The organism is Microcoleus sp. Pol11C2 (genome assembly GCF_036701505.1).
Taxonomy (GTDB): domain Bacteria; phylum Cyanobacteriota; class Cyanobacteriia; order Cyanobacteriales; family Microcoleaceae; genus Microcoleus.
Genome location: NZ_JAUBQX010000019.1, coordinates 85113 through 104333 on the forward strand (window position 1 = coordinate 85113; position 19221 = coordinate 104333).

At 44.4% G+C, this 19221-nt stretch carries 21 protein-coding genes; 12 read left to right on the top strand and 9 right to left on the bottom strand.

From position 1 onward, the window contains the following. Positions 1 to 146: 146 nt before the first annotated feature. From QUA42_RS13600 to QUA42_RS13625, 6 genes are all read right to left on the bottom strand, one after another. Entirely contained in the window at positions 147 to 962 is an 816-nt protein-coding gene (locus QUA42_RS13600) for a PD-(D/E)XK nuclease family protein (protein ID WP_333137721.1), read from the bottom strand. A 152-nt stretch (positions 963 to 1114) separates the two neighbouring features. Further along, complete coding sequence (locus QUA42_RS13605) at positions 1115 to 2257, bottom strand: GUN4 domain-containing protein (RefSeq protein ID WP_333137722.1); 1143 nt, start codon at positions 2255 to 2257, stop codon at positions 1115 to 1117. A gap of 124 nt (positions 2258 to 2381) precedes the next feature. Further along, a complete protein-coding gene (locus QUA42_RS13610) occupies positions 2382 to 2729 on the bottom strand; it encodes a hypothetical protein (protein ID WP_333137723.1) in 348 nt (115 codons plus the stop codon). Positions 2730 to 2968: 239 nt separating this feature from the next. Next, positions 2969 to 3283, bottom strand: a complete 315-nt coding sequence (locus QUA42_RS13615) for a DUF433 domain-containing protein (RefSeq protein ID WP_333137724.1) — start codon at positions 3281 to 3283, stop codon at positions 2969 to 2971. Between the two features lie 321 nt (positions 3284 to 3604). After that, entirely contained in the window at positions 3605 to 4189 is a 585-nt protein-coding gene (locus tag QUA42_RS13620; protein WP_333137725.1) for a PAP/fibrillin family protein, read from the bottom strand. A gap of 288 nt (positions 4190 to 4477) precedes the next feature. Next, positions 4478 to 6154, bottom strand: coding sequence for a glycosyltransferase family 4 protein (locus tag QUA42_RS13625; protein ID WP_333137726.1), 1677 nt, complete (start codon positions 6152 to 6154; stop codon positions 4478 to 4480). Between the two features lie 411 nt (positions 6155 to 6565). On the opposite strand from QUA42_RS13625, the gene QUA42_RS13630 reads away from it, so the two are divergent. From QUA42_RS13630 to QUA42_RS13670, 9 genes are all read left to right on the top strand, one after another. Continuing rightward, complete coding sequence (locus tag QUA42_RS13630) at positions 6566 to 6805, top strand: DUF3134 domain-containing protein (RefSeq protein WP_006631296.1); 240 nt, start codon at positions 6566 to 6568, stop codon at positions 6803 to 6805. 129 nt (positions 6806 to 6934) lie between these two features. After that, positions 6935 to 8050 (top strand): phospho-N-acetylmuramoyl-pentapeptide-transferase, encoded by a 1116-nt coding sequence (mraY, locus tag QUA42_RS13635; RefSeq protein ID WP_333137727.1) that lies wholly within the window; start codon positions 6935 to 6937, stop codon positions 8048 to 8050. A gap of 248 nt (positions 8051 to 8298) precedes the next feature. Then, complete coding sequence (locus QUA42_RS13640; protein WP_333137728.1) at positions 8299 to 9003, top strand: L,D-transpeptidase; 705 nt, start codon at positions 8299 to 8301, stop codon at positions 9001 to 9003. A gap of 74 nt (positions 9004 to 9077) precedes the next feature. After that, on the top strand, positions 9078 to 10025 hold the full coding sequence (locus tag QUA42_RS13645; protein ID WP_333137729.1) for a glycosyltransferase: 948 nt from the start codon (positions 9078 to 9080) through the stop codon (positions 10023 to 10025). A gap of 502 nt (positions 10026 to 10527) precedes the next feature. Beyond that, positions 10528 to 12387, top strand: a complete 1860-nt coding sequence (locus tag QUA42_RS13650; protein ID WP_333137730.1) for an NAD(P)H-quinone oxidoreductase subunit F — start codon at positions 10528 to 10530, stop codon at positions 12385 to 12387. A 104-nt stretch (positions 12388 to 12491) separates the two neighbouring features. Then, positions 12492 to 13211, top strand: coding sequence for a carbonic anhydrase (locus QUA42_RS13655; protein WP_333137731.1), 720 nt, complete (start codon positions 12492 to 12494; stop codon positions 13209 to 13211). A gap of 111 nt (positions 13212 to 13322) precedes the next feature. Continuing rightward, positions 13323 to 14876, top strand: a complete 1554-nt coding sequence (locus QUA42_RS13660) for an NADH-quinone oxidoreductase subunit M (RefSeq protein ID WP_333137732.1) — start codon at positions 13323 to 13325, stop codon at positions 14874 to 14876. Positions 14877 to 15054: 178 nt separating this feature from the next. Further along, entirely contained in the window at positions 15055 to 16377 is a 1323-nt protein-coding gene (locus tag QUA42_RS13665; RefSeq protein ID WP_333137733.1) for a CO2 hydration protein, read from the top strand. 252 nt (positions 16378 to 16629) lie between these two features. After that, complete coding sequence (locus QUA42_RS13670) at positions 16630 to 16836, top strand: hypothetical protein (RefSeq protein WP_333063876.1); 207 nt, start codon at positions 16630 to 16632, stop codon at positions 16834 to 16836. Positions 16837 to 16880: 44 nt separating this feature from the next. Here the strand turns inward: QUA42_RS13670 and QUA42_RS13675 are convergent, their stop codons facing one another. After that, complete coding sequence (locus QUA42_RS13675; protein ID WP_333137734.1) at positions 16881 to 17351, bottom strand: hypothetical protein; 471 nt, start codon at positions 17349 to 17351, stop codon at positions 16881 to 16883. Between the two features lie 129 nt (positions 17352 to 17480). Between QUA42_RS13675 and QUA42_RS13680 the strand changes: the two genes are divergently transcribed. Both QUA42_RS13680 and QUA42_RS13685 read left to right on the top strand, forming a co-directional pair. After that, positions 17481 to 17693 carry a helix-turn-helix domain-containing protein gene (locus QUA42_RS13680; RefSeq protein WP_242717445.1) on the top strand — a complete coding sequence of 71 codons (213 nt, stop codon included), beginning with the start codon at positions 17481 to 17483 and terminating at the stop codon, positions 17691 to 17693. Positions 17694 to 17848: 155 nt separating this feature from the next. Further along, the gene (locus QUA42_RS13685; RefSeq protein ID WP_236506337.1) at positions 17849 to 18043 is read left to right on the top strand and encodes a hypothetical protein; all 195 of its coding nucleotides are present in this window, start codon (positions 17849 to 17851) and stop codon (positions 18041 to 18043) included. Between the two features lie 108 nt (positions 18044 to 18151). Here the strand turns inward: QUA42_RS13685 and QUA42_RS13690 are convergent, their stop codons facing one another. Beyond that, entirely contained in the window at positions 18152 to 18493 is a 342-nt protein-coding gene (locus QUA42_RS13690; RefSeq protein WP_333137735.1) for a hypothetical protein, read from the bottom strand. Between the two features lies 1 nt (position 18494). Then, positions 18495 to 18917 carry a group 1 truncated hemoglobin gene (locus QUA42_RS13695; RefSeq protein WP_333137736.1) on the bottom strand — a complete coding sequence of 141 codons (423 nt, stop codon included), beginning with the start codon at positions 18915 to 18917 and terminating at the stop codon, positions 18495 to 18497. A 7-nt stretch (positions 18918 to 18924) separates the two neighbouring features. Between QUA42_RS13695 and QUA42_RS13700 the strand changes: the two genes are divergently transcribed. After that, positions 18925 to 19164, top strand: coding sequence for a hypothetical protein (locus tag QUA42_RS13700; RefSeq protein WP_333137737.1), 240 nt, complete (start codon positions 18925 to 18927; stop codon positions 19162 to 19164). Positions 19165 to 19221: the final 57 nt, after the last annotated feature.

Below are 19221 nucleotides of genomic sequence, written 5' to 3' on the forward strand. Positions count from 1 at the left end.
GCCACTGGTTACCCGGCTCTGCCTGGGAACCAATTTCCTGAGGCTGTGCCTCGCTTACGATCGGGAAAATTGGAGACAGAGCCTCCCTATCGGCGTTACCAGGCAGAGCCTAGTAACGAGTAAAATTGGGGGGGTTTGTTTATATATTAAATAAATATTTCGTCGATTATAGCAAGATTTGGTAGCCAATCCCTGGGAGTTTCTGCCGGAAGATTTGGTGAGGAAACTTGGGTGTCAGGTGTGCGGTTGCAGCGAGTGGCAAATTGACAGGAATCGCAAAGATTGGAAGTAATTTCTACTTGGGGTAAGAATTCGCCGCCTTCGGTATAGCGCTGTAGCCAGTCGGTTAGCTGCTGTAATAGGTGGGTTAAATCTTGTTTTGTGCGATCGTGTTCTGTTTGGCTGTAATAAAATGTGAGTTTTTGCGGCGGTTCTTCTCCTTGCAATTGTACGAACCAGTATGTCATGGAAACTTGTTCGGGGGAATAGTCGCTGGTTTCTACTAAGACGTATAAATAGAGGCGAGTTTGCCAACTTTCGGCTATCCATTTTGATTTTTGAGGGCGCGGATAGGTTTTCCAGTCGAGAATTTGGGCGGCGTTTGCTTCTGCTATTAGCAAGTCATAGATAACGGTGAATAGGTAGTCTTGGAAAATTAGAGTGCGGGGGTGTTCGGCTTGGCGAAAAATGTTGTCGCTATTTTCTGAATCGCCGAAAAGTTCGGAGGCGGTGTTGATAAATGCTGCCACACAGCGTCCCAGTTCTGGGTCTTGTTGGATGATAAATTCAAGGGGAAGTCCGAGTTCTCGCTGCTGCATTAATAGGTGAAAGTGGCTTCCCCAGGTGAGTTTTTCTTTGTGTTCTGGGGAGGCGGTGGTGGCGAGTAGTTCGAGGTAGCTGTGTTGGAATTTGCGGGGACATTCTTCGAGAATTTTGAGTTGGGTTTGGGAGAGTCGGAGCATTTTTATTTAGGATATTACGGCTGGGATTTATGATGGGATAATTTGAGCATTGCCTTTTTGGATGAGATTGCGAGCGCACTTCTGTTAGATTTTTTGGATGAACGCGCGCTCTTAGTTTACTCACTCAATACAGAAGAACTTTATTTTTTCACTTATGAGTCATATTGACGCTTAACAAAAACTCTAAAAAGTAAGGTATCAAAATTACATTTATTAGAATATCCCGGTAACATTACTTTGATGGGAAGATGTCCCCGTGGAGATTTTCTGAGAGAGTATTTAATATCAGAGTAATATATCCAATCATCCTTCACGTACCAACCAACCTTCTCAGCAAACTTCGCTTCAAACTCATTATAGTCCGACGAGACGTTATTGTTAGGTTTATTACCAACAATGCTTTCCCAAATCTGCTTTTGCACACTAAAACCAAAGAGTCCTTTGCTATGTTGTACCCAGAGCTTATCCATATAGTCGAGATCTTTAATCGGTAATCTTTCAATGTCGAAACCAGATAAGAACTTGTAAGAAAATAGAGTATTTATTATTGGGTCTTTACCTAACATTTTTAGTATAAGGTTCTCAGTTTCTTCATCAGCTTTCCTCCATTCTTTAGCTTCGAGCAAGCTATCTAATTTATAATACTTTCCCCCGACCACGGAGGTGGATTTAGCAGGCGAACTATATTGAGAAGCAGCCGCATATTTAATAACTTCTTTAGCTGCATCATCTTCATTATTTATTCGATTAGACATATTATTTAAAGAGTTTGCCCACTTAACCACTCTTTTTTTGACTTTTGGGTTACTGCGGGCTTTTTCTTCTAAATCTTGGGCTACTTGAGCCTCTGCTTTATCCGCACTATATCCCTGATTTTTAAGTTGCTCTACAACCTCGCGCAACTCTGCGACGACATCAGATAAGTCCTGATTGGTGTTAATGTAACAACCTTGTATTTCTATATAGTCTCCCTGGATATAGTCGCCATAAATAGATTGATTATAATTACCACCCCCTGTGTAAATATTGCAATCTCTATTTTGGGTATTGTCTTCTAAGTTAGTTTTTGATTCTTGTGGAGTATTAACCCCTAAATCCCATAACAATTTAGAAGATCCGAATATTACAAGGCTAACTATCAACCTAGTTAGATTCAGAACGCCCGTGCCAACAATCGCAAAGCTTATTAGTCCAATTAATACGCTAAAGAAGTAATATCGTTGCTTTTTACTTCCTGGTAGCCGAGATATTAAAATACTGAATTTCTTAAAAATTTGTCTTATCTTACCTATCATTAATTTAGCGAAATAAGCTGTTCGGGATTATAATTTAACTTGTAGGGTGGGCATCCTGCCCGCCCTACAAGAGTTTGAATAAGCCGGCCTCTCCAGATTAAATGCGCGACAGCTTATCTGTCCTTCAAAGAGAAATACCTAATAATCCTAGCGCTAGCTTGACTACCCCTACCACTGCTTCACCAATCAGACCATTGGCACCAGCATCAAATACATACTGTCTCAACTTCAGTAACCTGCTTTTGGCTTGAGAATCATTATTAGCCTGAGACGCTAAGTCACTAGCGACTTTCTGCTGAGCATCCTGTGGAGTGTATCCCTGTGTTTGAAGTTGAATTAACGATTCTTGAATTTGAGCCGTTACTTCAGATAAGTCCTGACTCCTACTTATGAAATTGCCTTGTATGTAATTGCCTTTAATTGATTGGCTATAGTTACCAGAACCCATATAAATGTTGTGATCGTTCGCCATATCTATGTTTCCTTGAATTTGATAGATGTGAATAGAGAATTAAGGAGTATTATTCTTAATTTCTAAAAATTTTTAACCATTATAGCCATAATTTTCGTCATAGTCAATAGTAAGGAACAATTATAATACTTTTAGTTGTTTCTCTTTGCAGCTTTAGCGGCAGGATGGATCAAGTTTTCAGGAAGGTGATTGCGTTCAATATAAATATTTATGGCGTTGCTGATTTACGGTATGAAACGTTAAATATGCCCGTCATAGAAACCAGTATCCACAAAGCTTTTGGATTTTAAAGTTATTTTTTTCATACTCTGATTAAGCAACGTCGTATTTATTTCTTCTTCGTTATCTAAATAAAAGCTCAGCGCGTCAAAAATTTGAACTAATTGCAGGTGAGGTAAGTGCATAGGGATTTCTTCAGGAGTAATACCCAAACGCCACAATTCCACGATCACGCGAACGGAAGTCCTCGTTCCTACGATAATTGGTTCGCCTTGCAAGATTTCAGGATGACGTGTGACATAACGCGAAACAGCTTGATAAGCGTTTTGTGACATAATTGTGTTGTATTCGTAAGGAGTACACAAAAGGCGTTAGTAAGTTTCTTGGCGGGAATGTACTAACGCCTTTTTCATTAAAATTCCAGAAAACATCACAACAATTGTCACTTGTGAATCCTTAACGCTAAGTTTTAACGGTTATCCTATCTGAAGCTTTTATCGGCTACGGATTTGAGGGTTTTAGCAAGTGTTGAATTGTTTGTAAAAGTGATCGATTTTTGATTTTTAACCCCTGATGAACGCGAATAAACGCGGATGAAAGAAAGATAAATTGAGAATGAGTTAAGGGGCGATCGCACTTGATCGCACCTCACAAAATTACTCTTTTGTCAATACAAATACGCTTTCTTTATTTCCCCGTCCAATCCGCAAATCTTTATCCAAATAAGTGATATCAAGCCATCCCTGCTGTTCGCGAGTATCCAGGCCGAAATCTACAGCAGCGAACTTTTTTCCCGACTCAATCTCATCGATAAACTTCCCCGGAGATTCATAGCCAATCAACCTGCTTAAACCTACTATAGACCGCTCAAACTTCACCTGCACTCGCCGTTCTGAAGTTGGCTCAAATCTTGCGGCTACACTGACAATTCCTTCCAAATAAGGCAAGCCGTAAAGTTCGCCAATGTTGTAAATTTTAGATTCTTTGACGCGGATAGATTGATAAATTTGACCCAATTTTACCAAGGGAAAACTGTCAAGATTCAGCAGTTCGCGACTGGTGGTGTACAATAACCGCCAATCACCATTTAAAAGCTCTGCAGCTTCGACAGGCCGTGATGTGGGGTTGTAATCTTCCAATTGGGCGATCGCACTTAAAATCGCTTGTTTGTCGCTGGGACTCGCCAGCAAACCGCGATTCTTACCAGCAATTATCTCTAATAGTGCAGATTTTCTAAGCATGATTTTTTAAGAAGGAATAAGGAAGAGGGAATTTGTTATTTGTAATAAGCTGTCGGGCATCTTGCGTTGGATTTTTCTGGCGGGCGGGACACCCCACAATAATTTTATCAAACTTGACTGTAAAATTGAGATGAGCCTAGGCTTAACCAATTACCAATAAGTAATGATGGCGTTGCTGAATACAGGTATGAATTCAAGATTTTCCAATTGCTAGAAGCCAAGTATGGTGAGTTTTGTAACATCAAGCGAAAAGTGGATTCATACCGTGACTCAGCAACGCCGTAATGATTAATCCCTAATTACTAAGATATCAAATTTTACCAAATAAAGCAGAGTCCGATACAGGTCGGCTAATTGTTGCTCGTTTTTAACGTAGCGTCGGATAACTTCCCCCACGCTGATCGCACCTTCCTGCTTAATTGTATCCAATATTTCCCTCTGAATGCTAACAGATATTCTCCTATCGTCACCAAAACTGGTAAACCAAATTGTCTGTACCTGCTTTAAAAGTTCTGGTGTGGCGATCGCACCCAGACTCAGCATCATCTCATTGCTTAAACTTCTAGTCGCATAATTACCTAATACCCGAAACGGATCGTCGCCTAGAGGATAAGGCGGCTTCCCGGGTTTTAAAGGTGCTGACTCCGGTGCCGCAAGGCGAATCTCTGCTAATTCCTGCCACAATTGTTCGTAAGCAGCAATTACTACTTTCCAATCATAAATTTCTCTCGCCCTTTGTCTGGCATTTTCCCCCATCCGCTTTCTCAATTCGGGGTTTTCAATTAATTGGCACAACGCCAAGGTGCAAGCATCAATGTCAACTGCTGTGGCGAGGGAAGTGTGACCCATGTAAGTCGGCCAATTTAAGCTGCCGTCGAGATAATTTAGCGCTAAATCTAAACAAGATTCCGGGGGCGGGATGAGTGTGGGAATGCGGAAGCCGTCTATTTCGTGGCGTACAGATTCTTTGTATCCGTTCCAATCGGAGACTATGGCTGGCAGTCCGTTCGCCATGGCTTCTATGGGTGTCAGTCCGAAGGATTCTTGAATGTTGTCGGACAGCGAAATGAAAATGTCGGCCGCCGACCAAATATTTATTCTAATTTCCGGCTGTCTCCCATCTAAAAAAATAGCATTCACCGAGGGACAAAATATTTGCGCGCTATTTTTAAAGTCGGGTTCTTCTCTCGGATCTTCTATCCAACCGGCTTGAATTAAGTGGATTTTGGCTTTTGTCTGTTGTGATGCCCGTTCTAGGGCGATGTACATGGGTACCGGATGACCTTTTGCAGAAAAAGTCAATCGACCGACAAATAACACAACAATATCTTCGGGAGAAATGCCGAGTTCTTGTCGAAGTTGGCGGCGACTATTAACTGCTTCCACACCCTGGGGAAACGCGCTGCAATCCACTCCTAGGGGAATAACGGGGAATTTAACCAAAATTTCCGGTTTACCGCCGTTACGCTGGGCTAAATATTCAGACCACTCCCTCATAACTCCTTCTACTGCTGTTTTCACGGCTGCAGAGGTGCAGATCAGGGCGTCCCAAGGCTGCATGGGTGCGGTGATCAAATCGCCGATCGCCTCCATGATGTATTTTGTACCGATCGTGTGAGTAACGCCGCAAACGCTGTAGGCCCGCTGATCGACAAATCTGCGCGCCCACACCATCTGCGACAAAACCGGATCGGGTCGGTAAATTGTGCCCGGTTGAGATAGCAAATCCGGTCGTTCTGTGGGAATCCAGCGAACTTTCCGAGGTTTTTGCAGCCAAGGTTGGATGTGCGAACAAAACTCCTTAAAGGTTGTGGCGCTATCGGCGCAACAGTAGAGAGATTCAGCGGTTCCGTGTTGGACTAAGCTTTTGAGAAACCCTTCTCCGGCTGAATGACGCCCCAGAAGTTTTTTGCCTCCGGTGTGGTAGCCCTCTTTGTTGTATAAAACCGCTGCCGTTGTATCCATTCTGAGATTTATTGCTTGAGAGTTGACTGAAGAAGCCAGAGGGCATTCGGGCTCAGGCTTTGACGAAAATCCAGGAGACTGTTGTGAATCAACCCCTTGCCGTTAGGGAAGCTTGCACAATAGGATCGCCGCCTGTCCCGCGATATCTTAAAGACGATCGTCTTAGATTACAATGCTTACGGCTAAAGAAGGATTGGCAAGAGCGGATTTTAGTGTTATCCTCATGCCCATGCTTGGGGGCGATCGCCTTTTGGGTCTCCCATCTTATCCGATCCGGAACCAAACAGTGCCTGTGGTATAATGCTTTAGCCTTGCTAAATGCCCGATTTGCAAGTGCTTGATCAAAGGAGCAGTTCGTCGGCAAAACGTTACCTCACTCGATCGCGTCTTTGTCTTTAAAAACCGATAATCATGTACAACCCATCTCTGCGTCAAATTCCTCGCCACTTACCTGCGGATGTAATTCCATTAAAACAGCAATCTTCTCTTTTAGACTGGTTGGAATCTAACAATCGCCTGTTAGCAAGGGATGTCCAAGAACCCGACTATCTGCACGAAGAAGAAATTTCTGAACTTATGGCAGTTGACGACAGTCCTTACGATGATTTAGAAGAGGAAGTAGAAGAGGATGTGAGTGTAGGCGAAGAATAACGGGTAGAAGGGTGAAGAAATCAACCGGAAACAGGGAAGAAAAACTAAGAGATTTCTCAATCTCCTGTATCGCACCCTATTCCCCATTGTCAATTGCTTATTCTCAAATAGTGTGTGGTGAGGAGTGTTATGGATAACTTTTTGGATGAGAAAATCCCTTTTAGTCTGCCTTTCAAACTTACAGGAAAGAATTTATTCCTGCTGCTGGGTTTGGGGCTCGGCACTGTAGCGATCGGTTTAGATGTAGCAGCGGATAGATTTTTGAATTTACCTGCATCGCTATTTATGCCGCTAGTTGTTTGTGCTTTAGTTGCGTCCGGGTTGGGCTATGCAGTTGTTCCCGTACTCCAGCAACTAAAAGCTGGACAAATAATTCGCGAAGACGGCCCCCAAGCACATTTGAAAAAAGCGGGAACCCCGACAATGGGAGGCATCTTTTTTGTACCTGCAGGGGTAGCAGTCGCTTTACTTTGGTCTAAGTTTAACTCAGATGTTGTTGCCGTATCCGCTTTAACTTTAGCTTACGGTTTCATTGGCTGGATTGATGACTGGCAAATTCTGCGACGTAAGTCGAACAAAGGTATTTCACCTCGGATGAAATTGGCTTTGCAAATAAGTTTTGCTGCTCTATTTTGTCTGTGGCTGATGTTTCATCAACCTGCTATTTCTACGAATGTTGCTTTGCCTTTCGGTTGGGTATTGCCATTAGGTTTGCTGTTCTGGCCAGTGGCTGGTTTTGTGCTAGTTGCCGAAAGCAATGCTACTAATCTTACCGATGGTGTTGACGGATTGATGGGCGGTTTGGGCGCGATCGCACTTTTGGGATTGGGCGCATCTGTAGCCTCAACTTCGCCTGAATTAATGATATTTTGCGCTTGCATCAGCGGCAGTTGTTTCGGTTTCTTAGCACACAACCGCAATCCAGCCAAGGTCTTTATGGGCGATACAGGTGCTTTAGCTTTGGGCGGTGCATTGGGTGCGGTAGCTTTATTAACAAATAGCCTTTGGATATTATTAATAATCAGCGGGATTTTCTTTATTGAAACGCTGTCAGTAATTGCTCAAGTAGGTTATTACAAAGCTACAAAAGGGCCGGATGGAATCGGCAAGCGTCTGTTAAGAATGGCTCCCCTGCACCATCATTTAGAGTTGTGCGGCTGGTTGGAAACTCAGGTTGTTGGCATTTTTTATTTAACAAACGGGGTGTTAGTGTTAATGATTTTGATGTTAACTAACAACATTTGAGAAAAGATTGCGTCACGGATTGCACAGGGGATGTAAGAGATATTTTCTACTATTTCAAAGACACAGGCAAGATGCCTGTTCCACAAGAACTGAATGCAGTTGTGGAACAGGCATCTTGCCTGTTTAAGGCTCAAGCCACACGCTTTTGGGCTGTTCCACATTTCTTAGTCTCTTAGAGAGGGACTTCGTTTCTCTAGTAAGTAGCAGTTTCAACCGCTGAACAATCTATAATATCCCTAGTTAATGCAATGGAAATCAAAAAAATCAGGGGCAATATTGGGAGAATTTTTTCTACAAGCCTTCTCTTGCTGGCTGCTAGCTCAGTTTTTTACTGGAACCTCGTTAGGCTGGGTTATGCTGTTCCAATTCCCTACATTTTAGACGTTTTCTGCTTAAATAACTGTCCGGCTGATGATTTAAATATTTTGCATACCCAATTCCCGCCCGATAATTTATTAAACTACGACAAGCCGCTAATACAAATTTTAGGCGAACCAGATAAGTTAGATAAAAACAGAATTTCCATCCTAGTTGAAAAATCAAAATACAGGCTGACTGTCTACGATAGCAAAAAGCCAGTAAAATCTTATCCTGTAGTATTTGGTGGCAATCCCACAGGTAATAAATTAAAAGCAGGGGATTTGCGGACCCCTGAAGGTGTTTTTAGTATTAAAGATATGTACCCTCACGAAAGTTGGTCAAAGTTTCTGTGGCTGGATTATCCAACCAAACAATCTTGGCGCAAACATATAAAAGCTAAGCAAGATGGTACAATTAGGTGGGGCGACAGTGTAGGCAGCGAAATCGGGATTCACGGCGTTCCTCCTAATTCGGATAATATAATAAAATCTCGATCGAACTGGACCTTGGGATGCGTTTCGCTGGAAAATAAGGATGTTGAGGAGTTGTATCAGTTTGTAGAGAAAGGCACAGAAGTAGAAATTATTCGATAAGTTAAGTTGCCATAAAACTTGTTCGTAATAATGACTTTACTCCTAATTGACTCAAAAAACTGGATAGAGGGCTAATGAACAGTGACGACGGGTTTTTACCTCAAGTTTCGGTGGTTGTGCCTGTTTACAACGGCGAGATGGATTTGCCGGAGTTGATTGAGTCCCTGCGATCGCACACTTATCCGCCACACAGAGTAGAATATCTCTTAGTAGACAACAACAGTCGCGATCGCACTTCAGCAATCATCGAAACAGCAGCTAAGTTGGATCAAATAACCATTCGCCATCTCACCGAAAATCAGATTCAAAGTTCCTACGCCGCCCGCAATCAAGGAATTCGCGCATCAACAGGCGAAATTATTGCATTTACCGATGCCGACTGTCGCCCGGAATGTGACTGGCTGGAAAATTTAGTTAAGCCATTTGTTGACTTAGAAATAGGAATTAGCGCTGGGGAAATACTCGCATTGCCCGGTAAAACTATCTTAGAACAACACGCCGATCGCCAAAATACTTTATCTCAAAAACATACTCTCGCTCACCCTTTTTGTCCCTACGGTCAAACCGCCAACTTAGCTGTACGGAGGCTAGTTTTACAACAAATAGGATTATTTCGCCCTTACCTCACCAGCGGCGGCGATGCTGACTTGTGTTGGCGGATTTTGCGGGAAACATCCTATAAAATGTATTTTGCCGAAAATGCGATCGTCCGACACCGCCACCGGTCTACAATAAAACAGTTGCAAAGTCAATGGTATCGGTACGGCGAATCTAATAAATATTTGCACGAACTCCACAGTGTCGATTTGATGCGAGAATTCACAACAGGGGAATATTTTTATCGGCTGGCTAGGTGGCTTTTAAAGGAATTTCCGCTTGCTGCTGCCAAAAGTGCGCTCGGCGGAGCCGCTCTGGTAGATTTGTTTAATACGCCGATCGGTCTTTTGAATGTTAGGGCAAGGTCCATTGGGCAGCGCCAAGCCCAACTTCCCGAATCAGCTTGGGACATTGAGCGGTTTTAATATTTTACAACATAAGCCTTTCACGGGCAGGCAGGATGCCCCACCCCTCCTCCGCAAAAAAAAATTGAACTATGAGTGGAACAGACATCTTGCCTGTTCTAAATAAGCCTTTCACGGGCAGGCAGGATGCCCCACCCCTCCTCCAAAAAAAAATTGAACTATCAGTATGAGTGGAACAGGCAAGATGCCTGTTCCTCAAAATGGTGCAAGATGTGCGCTCGACAAATATTCGTTTGTATACAATCCGCCCCTATAAATACCTATAAGTCCTGTTTATTGGTGGATATAGATATGCTGAATGAGAAATATGAAAATTTAACGTAATCCTTAATATAAAATTAATAAGTCTATTCTGAAGCGCTCGGTTTGACGACGGGAACCAACTCAGAGGCAAACCCCCAAATTTTCTTTACTTCTGCCTTCTGGCTTTTCAGTGCTGTCGTCAGCGCATCTGAATTATTCTCAGAATTTTAAATTTTTGTAACCTTTACAGGTAATGCCAATGGCTCAAATCTTACTCCAGACCGTTTGGTTTATACCTTGCTATCCACTCATAGGCGGAGTTCTGTCGATGCTGTGGTTTCCGGCAGTTACCCGCCGCACGGGGCCAAGACCATCCGGTTACGTGAACGCCATATTAACCTTGTTCGCTTTCTTACACGGGGTCATAGCCTTGACAGCTATCTGGAACCAACCGGCGCAACACGAGTTGATTCCCTGGCTGAATGTAGCAGGTTTAGACTTAACCATTCCCGTAGAAATTTCTGCAGTCACCGTCGGGGCGACTGTTTTGATTACCGGACTGAACTTGCTGGCGCAGATTTATGCTTTCGGTTACATGGAAATGGACTGGGGCTGGGCTCGGTTCTTTTCTCTTATGGGGCTGTTTGAAGCTGGGATGTGCGGGTTGGTACTGTGCAATTCCCTGTTCTTCAGCTACATGATTTTGGAAGTTCTGACTTTGGGTACTTACCTGCTAGTCGGGCTGTGGTTCAATCAATCTTTGGTGGTGACAGGAGCCCGCGACGCTTTCTTAACAAAGCGGGTGGGAGATTTATTCCTGCTGATGGGAGTAGTTGCAATTCTGCCGCTGGCTGGAACTTGGAATTTTGACGAGTTGGCTGTTTGGGCTCAGACTGCAAAGCTTGACCCTACTGTAGCGACGCTGTTGAGCTTAGCCTTGATTGCCGGCCCGATGGGCAAATGCGCCCAGTTTCCCTTGCACCTGTGGCTGGATGAGGCGATGGAAGGCCCGCTGCCGGCGACGATTTTGCGGAACACCGTAGTTGTGGAAACTGGTGCTTGGATTTTGATTAAGTTGCAGCCAGTGATTGCTTTGTCGCCCATCGGACTGAAGACAACTATTATTGTAGGCGCTGCGACGGCGGTGGGTGCTTCATTAATTGCGATCGCCCAAATCGACATCAAGCGCACGCTTTCCTATATAGTCAGCTCATACATGGGCTTAGTATTTATCGCCGTCGGCACCGGACAAGCCCAGACAGCCCTGACATTGATATTTGCCTACACCTTGGCAATGGGTTTGCTGGTGATGAGCATCGGTTCGGTAGTTTGGAACAGCGTCACTCAGGATGTCAGAGCTCTCGGCGGTTTGTGGGGAAAGCGGCCAATATCGGCAATATCGTTTATTGTTGGTAGCGCTGGATTGGTGGGACTGCCGCCCTTCGGCTGTTTCTGGGCTTTAGAAGACTTCACATCCGGGCTTTGGCAAACTCACCCTTTCTTGTTAGGAATAGTGCTGTTTGTAAACGGCGTTACTGCTTTTGGCTTGGTGCGCGTCTTCGGTTTAGTTTTCGGTGGCAAACCAAAGCAAATGACTGAACGTTCGCCGGAAGTTCACTGGCCTTTTATCTTGCCGATGACTGTTTTAATGGGCTTTACTTTGCACGTTCCGCACTTGCTGGCGACGTGGCAGGTCTTGCCGGGGGCAAGTTTGAATTATACCGCAAGTGGATTGCTAGTTTTGTCAACGGCGATCGGCATCGGTGCTGGAGCATTTGTTTACCTGAACGAGAAATGGGAAAAACCGGTGCGAATTGGTTCTGAAGCTTTGCAAGACTTTTTTGCTTACGACTTTTACACTGCCCAACTTTACCGCGTGACAGTGATATTTGCAGTCGGTCTAGTTGCTCAAGTTATCTCCTGGGTCGATCGCAATATTGTGGACGGATTCGTGAACTTAATCGGTTTTGCAACTGTTTTCGGCGGGCAGAGCCTCAAATACAACGTTAACGGTCAAACTCAGTTTTATGCCCTGACAATTCTGTTCGGAGTAGCAGTTTTGGGACTGCTCATAAGCTGGCCGTTGCTAGTTCGCCTCTCGCTGATTGTGGGCGGGTAAAGAAATATAAGCGTGAAGATTTTAGGTGACAGTTTTAATCTAAAATCTTAAAAACATGAAGTCTTGAACAAAGATTTCAAACTCGATACAACAAGGAAACCTCAATGAACCCAAATAACAGACAATTCACTCTTTCCCGACGCAATTCCCTCAAATTTGTCGCAGGAGCCATTGGTACAGGGATACTCGCAGCAGGAGCAGGCGCTGATTTGGCTGCACCCGAACCAGCAATTGCTCAAACTGACTTGACTCCCGATGCAGCCCTGAAACAGTTAATGGACGGCAACCAGCGGTTTGTTGACAGCAAACGCCAAAATCCCCACCAAGACTTTGGGCGTCTCACCGAAGTTGCCAAATCTCAAAAACCATTTGCTGCTATTCTCGGCTGTGCAGATTCCCGCTTTCCTTCGGAAATTATCTTCGATCAAGGATTGGGAGATTTATTTGTCTGTCGCGTGGCCGGAAATGTTGCTACCCCAGAAGAAATTGGCAGCCTGGAGTTTGGCACGCTGGTACTGGGAGCAAAAGTGCTTGTGGTAGTCGGGCATGAAAGGTGCGGTGCGGTAGACGCAACCATCAAAGGAACTCAAGTTCCCGGTCAAATTGGCAGTTTGATCGAGGCAATTAAGCCGGCTTTAGCAAGCTCGAAAAACAAACCGGGGGATAGTCTAGAAAATGCCGTCAAAGCGAATGTTATGCTGCAAGCTAACAGGTTGAAAGCCTCTCCAGTTATCTCTAAGTTAATTGCGGAGAATAAACTGAAAGTTGTTGGTGGGTATTACGATTTAGACACGGGTAGAGTCACTATTGTTTCTGAGTCGTGATGCAATTTTGGATGGATAATTGAAGAAAGTTTAACATCTAAACTCTTAAGTTATCAAAGACAAGAGCCTGCAAAATTGATTGTTCACTCTTCACTCTTCACTTCACACATTATGCTTAGTGCCTTGCTCTGGTTGCCCGCGTTGGGCGCTGCGGTAGTCGGGTTCCTGCCCGGAAATATCAATGGAATGCGTCTGCGTTCAATAGCCTCGGCTTTTGCTGCTGCTATTTTCATTTTGAATATCTGGCTGTTGACTCAATTCGATCCAGCCAATTCGGGACTGCAATTTCAAGAATATTTGCCTTGGATCCCACAATTAGGTTTGAGCTACAACTTAGGCATTGACGGCTTGTCCTTGCCGCTGCTGGTTTTAAGTGCTTTGCTGACGCTATTAGTCATTTACGGCACTGGCGAAAAGATGGAGCGCCCCCAGCTTTACTACGCTTTGATTTTGCTAATCAATGCTGGTATTGCCGGAGCTTTGATGTCTCAAAATTTGCTACTGTTTGTACTGTTTTACGAAGTAGAATTAATTCCTTTTTACCTGTTGATTGCTATTTGGGGCGGAAAGCAGCGGGAATACGCTGCCATGAAGTTTTTGATCTACACGGCAGTTTCGGGACTTTTAGTGCTGGCAGCATTTTTGGGTGTGGCTTGGCTGAGCGGTTCTTTAAATTTCGATTACAGTGCGATTACCACTCAAGAATTGCCGAGAAATATGCAGTTAATCCTGCTAACAATTTTGCTAATTGGGTTGGGAATTAAAATTCCCTTGGTGCCACTGCACACTTGGCTGCCGGATGCTTACGTCGAAGCTTCGCCAGCAACAGCAATTTTGCTGGGAGGGATTCTGGCGAAGTTGGGAACTTACGGTTTAGTACGGTTCGGCTTGCAGATGTTTCCCGAAACGTGGTCGATTATAGCTCCCGCTTTAGCGATTATCGGGACTGTGAGCGTCATGTACGGGGCTTTGAGCGCGATCGCCCAAAAAGACATCAAGCGCATGGTAGCCTATAGTTCGATCGGACATATGGGCTACATCCTCGTTGCCTGCGCCGCGGGTACGAAGCTGGCATTAATCGGCGCTGTCGGGCAAATGGTAAGCCATGGCTTAATTTTAGCTTTGCTATTTTATTTGGTAGGCATCATCGAAACCAAAGTTGGCACGCGGGATTTGGATGTACTCAACGGTTTGATGAACCCGATGCGGGGTTTACCGACTGCCAGTTCCCTGTTAGTTTTGGGCGGTATGGCAAGCGCGGGAATTCCCGGTTTGGTGGGTTTTATTGCCGAATTTTTAGTGTTTCAAGGCAGTTTCTCGATCTTTCCAATTCCAACTTTGCTCTGCATTTTAGCTTCGGGTTTAACAGCAGTTTACTTTGTGATTCTGCTGAACCGCACCTGTTTTGGGAAGTTGGACAATGCCACGGCTTACTACCCTCCAGTTACGTTTGCTGAAAATATGCCGGCGCTGGTTTTGGCGGGCATCATTTTTGTGTTGGGAATTCAACCTGCTTGGCTACTCAAGTGGAGCGAATCTACTACAAATGCGATCGTTGCTACTCTGCCGACTGACAGAAATACCCAAGTTGCTATTAGCTATCCCCTAGAACACACGGAGCTGGAAATCGCGTCTACACAAACGAATTCCGCCTCCGCCGACTAAGAATCTACTCGTTTCCAGGCAGAGCCTGGAAACGCATATCCGGAGGCTATGCCTTCAATTTTCCGGCTCGTAGGCCTGGATATCGGTTCCCCGCCTCTAGCCTGGTAACCCGTTAAAGAATAGCAGCTTTTGGCAATAATTCAAAATATTTAGATTCACTCACTCAAAGGAAGAAACAATGGTACAAACCCCTAATAAACCAGCAACTAAACTACCTCCTTCCAAACACGAATTTGCCGAAATAATTCACAGGCTAGAAGCTGGCGGCGCAATGATTCCAGATACGCCGGAAAATCTGATGCAAATCATCGCTATCTGGAAAGCTTACGCAGTGCCGATGGACTTTTACTGGCGAGATTTGCTTTACATCGCCGAACGGGTTTTTTTACACCCGCTTCCTTTCTTTAAATACTTCTTGCCTCAAGAGTATTTAGACTTGCAAAATCATTATGCAGGCGACGGGGCAGATTTGCGGATTTGGCGCGGCACTGGAAGTGTTCACCCGGAACTTTTGGAGTTCATGGAAAAGGGAGAAACTGGTAAACTCCCTCGATTTGTTCACCATTTGTGGCACGATCGCATTAACATGGAATTTGCCGAAGAGTGCATGAGGTCAATGCTGTGGCACCGGGGCTTGTACGTGCCAACCAATCAATTCGATCCTTATTTGGACAGTGACGAATATAAGGCTAATGCCGATCGCGCAATTAAAGCTTACTTCAAAAAAGACCCGTTCATGCTGGCACTTCACAAAGCATTTCCCGAAATGTTTTTAGAACAGTGTCGCCAAATGTCTTATTACAGCAATCTCGGTTTATTCTGGGAAGTAATGGCCCCGGTGTTTTTTGAAGTTTCCGACTTGTACGATGAAGGGAAAATTACCACAGTCCCTCAAGCGATGGATTTTCTGGTAAATGGCATATTTGCGATCGCCGGACGCCCGATTTACCACCACGTTCAAATCGACGGCGAAACCTACGAAATCATCCCCAAATCTAAGGGTTTCACTTGGCTTTATGAAGCAGCGTTACCTTACGTGGAAGCTGTATTTTATCGCACTTCGCCATTCCGAGGCACCAAATCTTACAACGCTCAAGCTAAGGAAGTTCCTGACGACCAAAAAGACTTCCACTTCGGAGTGCTTTATGCAGACAAATTCCCCGTAGGTACGGCGGGGATTCCGCCGACTTTGCTAGCACAAGATATGCTGCATTTCCTGCCACCTTATTTGATGGATTTCTACAAACAGCGCTGTCGCGGCGAAGATGATATCCTCAATCAAATTGGGGTGACCTTCCAGCGATCAATGTATTGCGTAACTTCGGCAGTGATTCAAGCTTTGCGGACTGCTCTTTTGTATCCTTTAGATGACCCGAATCCGAAGCATTTAAAGGCAAATCGGGCTTTCTTTGAGTCTCAGATCGATCGCTTCTGTCGCCCGGAATACGGCATGAAATATGCGGCGAAGTTGAAGAATATTCAGACTTCGGATTACAGGTAAAAGATGTTTGGGGAAGGCATCTTAGCTGAAAAGTCCGAGATTCCGTTAGTCCGCCAGGGGTTTCAACCCCTGGCTCAAAGCTCAAGTCGGTTGAAAGCGACTGGGAAAAATCAGAGATTTTTAAGCCGTTTCAAAAGTCCTATAATATTAGATTAGTTGGTATCAGAATTATTCATCTCTCTCTTCTCTTACTCTGCATTCTCTGCATTCTCTGCGGTTTAATCATTCCGATATAAAAACTAACCAATAACTATGGACAGCAAAGAGCTAGCCCAATATATCGAAGCAACCGATGGGATTTCCAAACCTTGGCTGTTGGTGCAACTGCGACTGAAAAAATTGCAAGAAAGGCGATCGGAGATTTCTGCGGAAGAGTATATGACAGAACTTACCGACATTCACAAAGATTTAATGAATCTGGGGGAATGGTGGCTGGGAATCGAAGATGAAGTGTTTTAAAATTTTTTAATGGAAAGTTCAAGTAGGATTAAGTCGATCACACTTTAAAATTTATCCATCAAATCTTTTTCTTGGGCATAGACATCTCGTAGCTGTTGCAGCGCGGCCCCAGAAATTGGCGATTTAACTCTAGCTACCAATTGGCCCCACTCCAGCAAGCTGTCAACTAAAACAGCTTTTTTGAACTTGTGGGTGTAGAATTTCGTCCAAAATGCTGGTGCTAGCTTGCTTTTCCAGCGTTTGTACCATCTGCCAAAATCTTGAAGTGCGATCGCATTTACTCGGACAATCGGCGGAAAATCGGCGTAGCTGACAAACCGGCTGATGCCTTTGCCGTGCACGTACACCATGTAGCGACAACATTCTATGCGGTAAATCTCGTCTGTTGAGATATTGAACAGGAGTGCAACTCTTTCTTCTGTGACAAATCTCGCCAGCGGATGCAGGATGGGAGATTTGTGAATTATTTTGGAGCAGGCGAAAGTGCTTGATTTTAGCTGGGATGATGCTATCATAGTAAGTTAGACAGCTAGTAACTGTCTATTTAAGTTTTGAAAACGATCGCCCTTTAGTTGTCCAGACCGGGGGGCGATCGGCTTTTTAGATAAATTTATTCTAAGGTGTTATAGCACCCATTGTCAAGCATGGGTTTAGTAAGAATTAAAGTCAGAGAACTAGCAGCAGAGAAAGGTTGGACATTCAAGGAAGTTTCAGAACGTTCTGGGGTAATGTACAACACTGTCAAGCATTATGCCCGCTGTCCAGGGCTGACAACGGTTGACTTTACGTTGCTCCGGAAGTTAGCTCGGACTTTTGATGTGATGATTGAGGATTTGGTTGAGGTTTTGGAGGAGTAGGTCGATCGGCCTTGAGTTGTCTAGACCAGGGGCGAGCGCTTTTTTGTATTTTTTACACTATATCATGATTAACTGTAATTTGTCAAACATTATCGTACTTAATCGGAGTGGGGATGGTAACATCAAGGAAAGTTATTAATAGTTGATTATTCTTCGTGGCAAAAACTAATACTGCGATCGCGGTCAGTTCCGTAATTAAGGAAGTCATTCAAAAACAAGCCCAAGCGACAAGACTAACTCAGAAGGAAGTCGTGTACTTGGGAATGCTGGCAATTGATGCACTCGATAAGGAAAGCCGCCAAGAGTTAGCTGACAAGGTGCATCAGATGCAGGTGAATGGGGAAATTTGAGGCGATGAGGGCGATTTCCTACGGGATAGCTACGCTTCACGCACTTCTGGGGAAGTAAAGCAAGGGCGCTCCTATGGAATTCGTCTACTGAAACAACTTCTCATTTTTTTACCAATAAATTGGGCGCTTCTTCTCCTCAACAGGAACCTTTTCCCATCTAGTATTTGTACCCGTTTCGGCGCTCTTAGCCCCACACAGTCTGCTCAAATCAACTATCGTGCTATCGCAGCGCTGATAAAAACAAAAAGGTTGATCGTTGGATTGAGCATGGGGTGGAGCAAAAATAGCAGGCATGGAAAAGCGCTCAGAAGACTGCCTGGGCATTGGGGATACTGGAACTTTCATCTCGGTGGTTGGCTCTGATGGTTTTGCATGGGCTGCGTCGGCCGTTACCATTCCTGACAGTAGCAGAAATGCCACCGAAACCAGGAGAAGATGGGAGTGTTTCATATTACTTTTCGACAATCTTGCTTCTCAGACTATTGACAAATCCCAGCACTTCGGCTTTATCTGGTGGATTGACCCTATTTTTATCGAGAGCTTGGGATATATCATTAGCAAAAGCATTAAATTCACTGTCCGTCAAACCTCCATCCATTCCACTATGGGAAAGCTTCATAGTCCGCCCTGTATAAACACAAGGCCCACCTGCTGCTTGGCAGAATTGATCCACTAACAACTGACGCAGCCTCTGTTGTGAGTTTGTTCCCAAGCCAATAAAGTATTTACCAATTATTGGGTCAGCGAATATGAAAGTTGCTGAATCCTCACTGGGGGGGTGACGACCCGCCCCAAACCCATAGTTAGTAAGGATTGAGCCAACTTGTGGTAAAAAAAGATAGGCAGCAGAGTTGTTACACGCTTGCCTATCCAAAAAAATAATGATACCAAGATTCTACCAGACTCATTTACAAAAACACCTGACGCCATCTCAGTTTTTGGTGATGACAATTTTGCTATCCTTGATGCAATCAGAAAAACAAGTGAGATTAGAGCGGCTCTCCCGAGTATTTCCCTGTCTAATTACAGCCGAAAGTCGGCGACGTAAATTACAAAGATTTTTAGATTTACCTCACTTAACAATCGAATTAATTTGGTTCCGTGCGATTCGTTTAGCCTAAGTGAGTAAAAATACTCAGGGACGGCTAGTATGGTTCACAAAGCCATAACAACTAAAT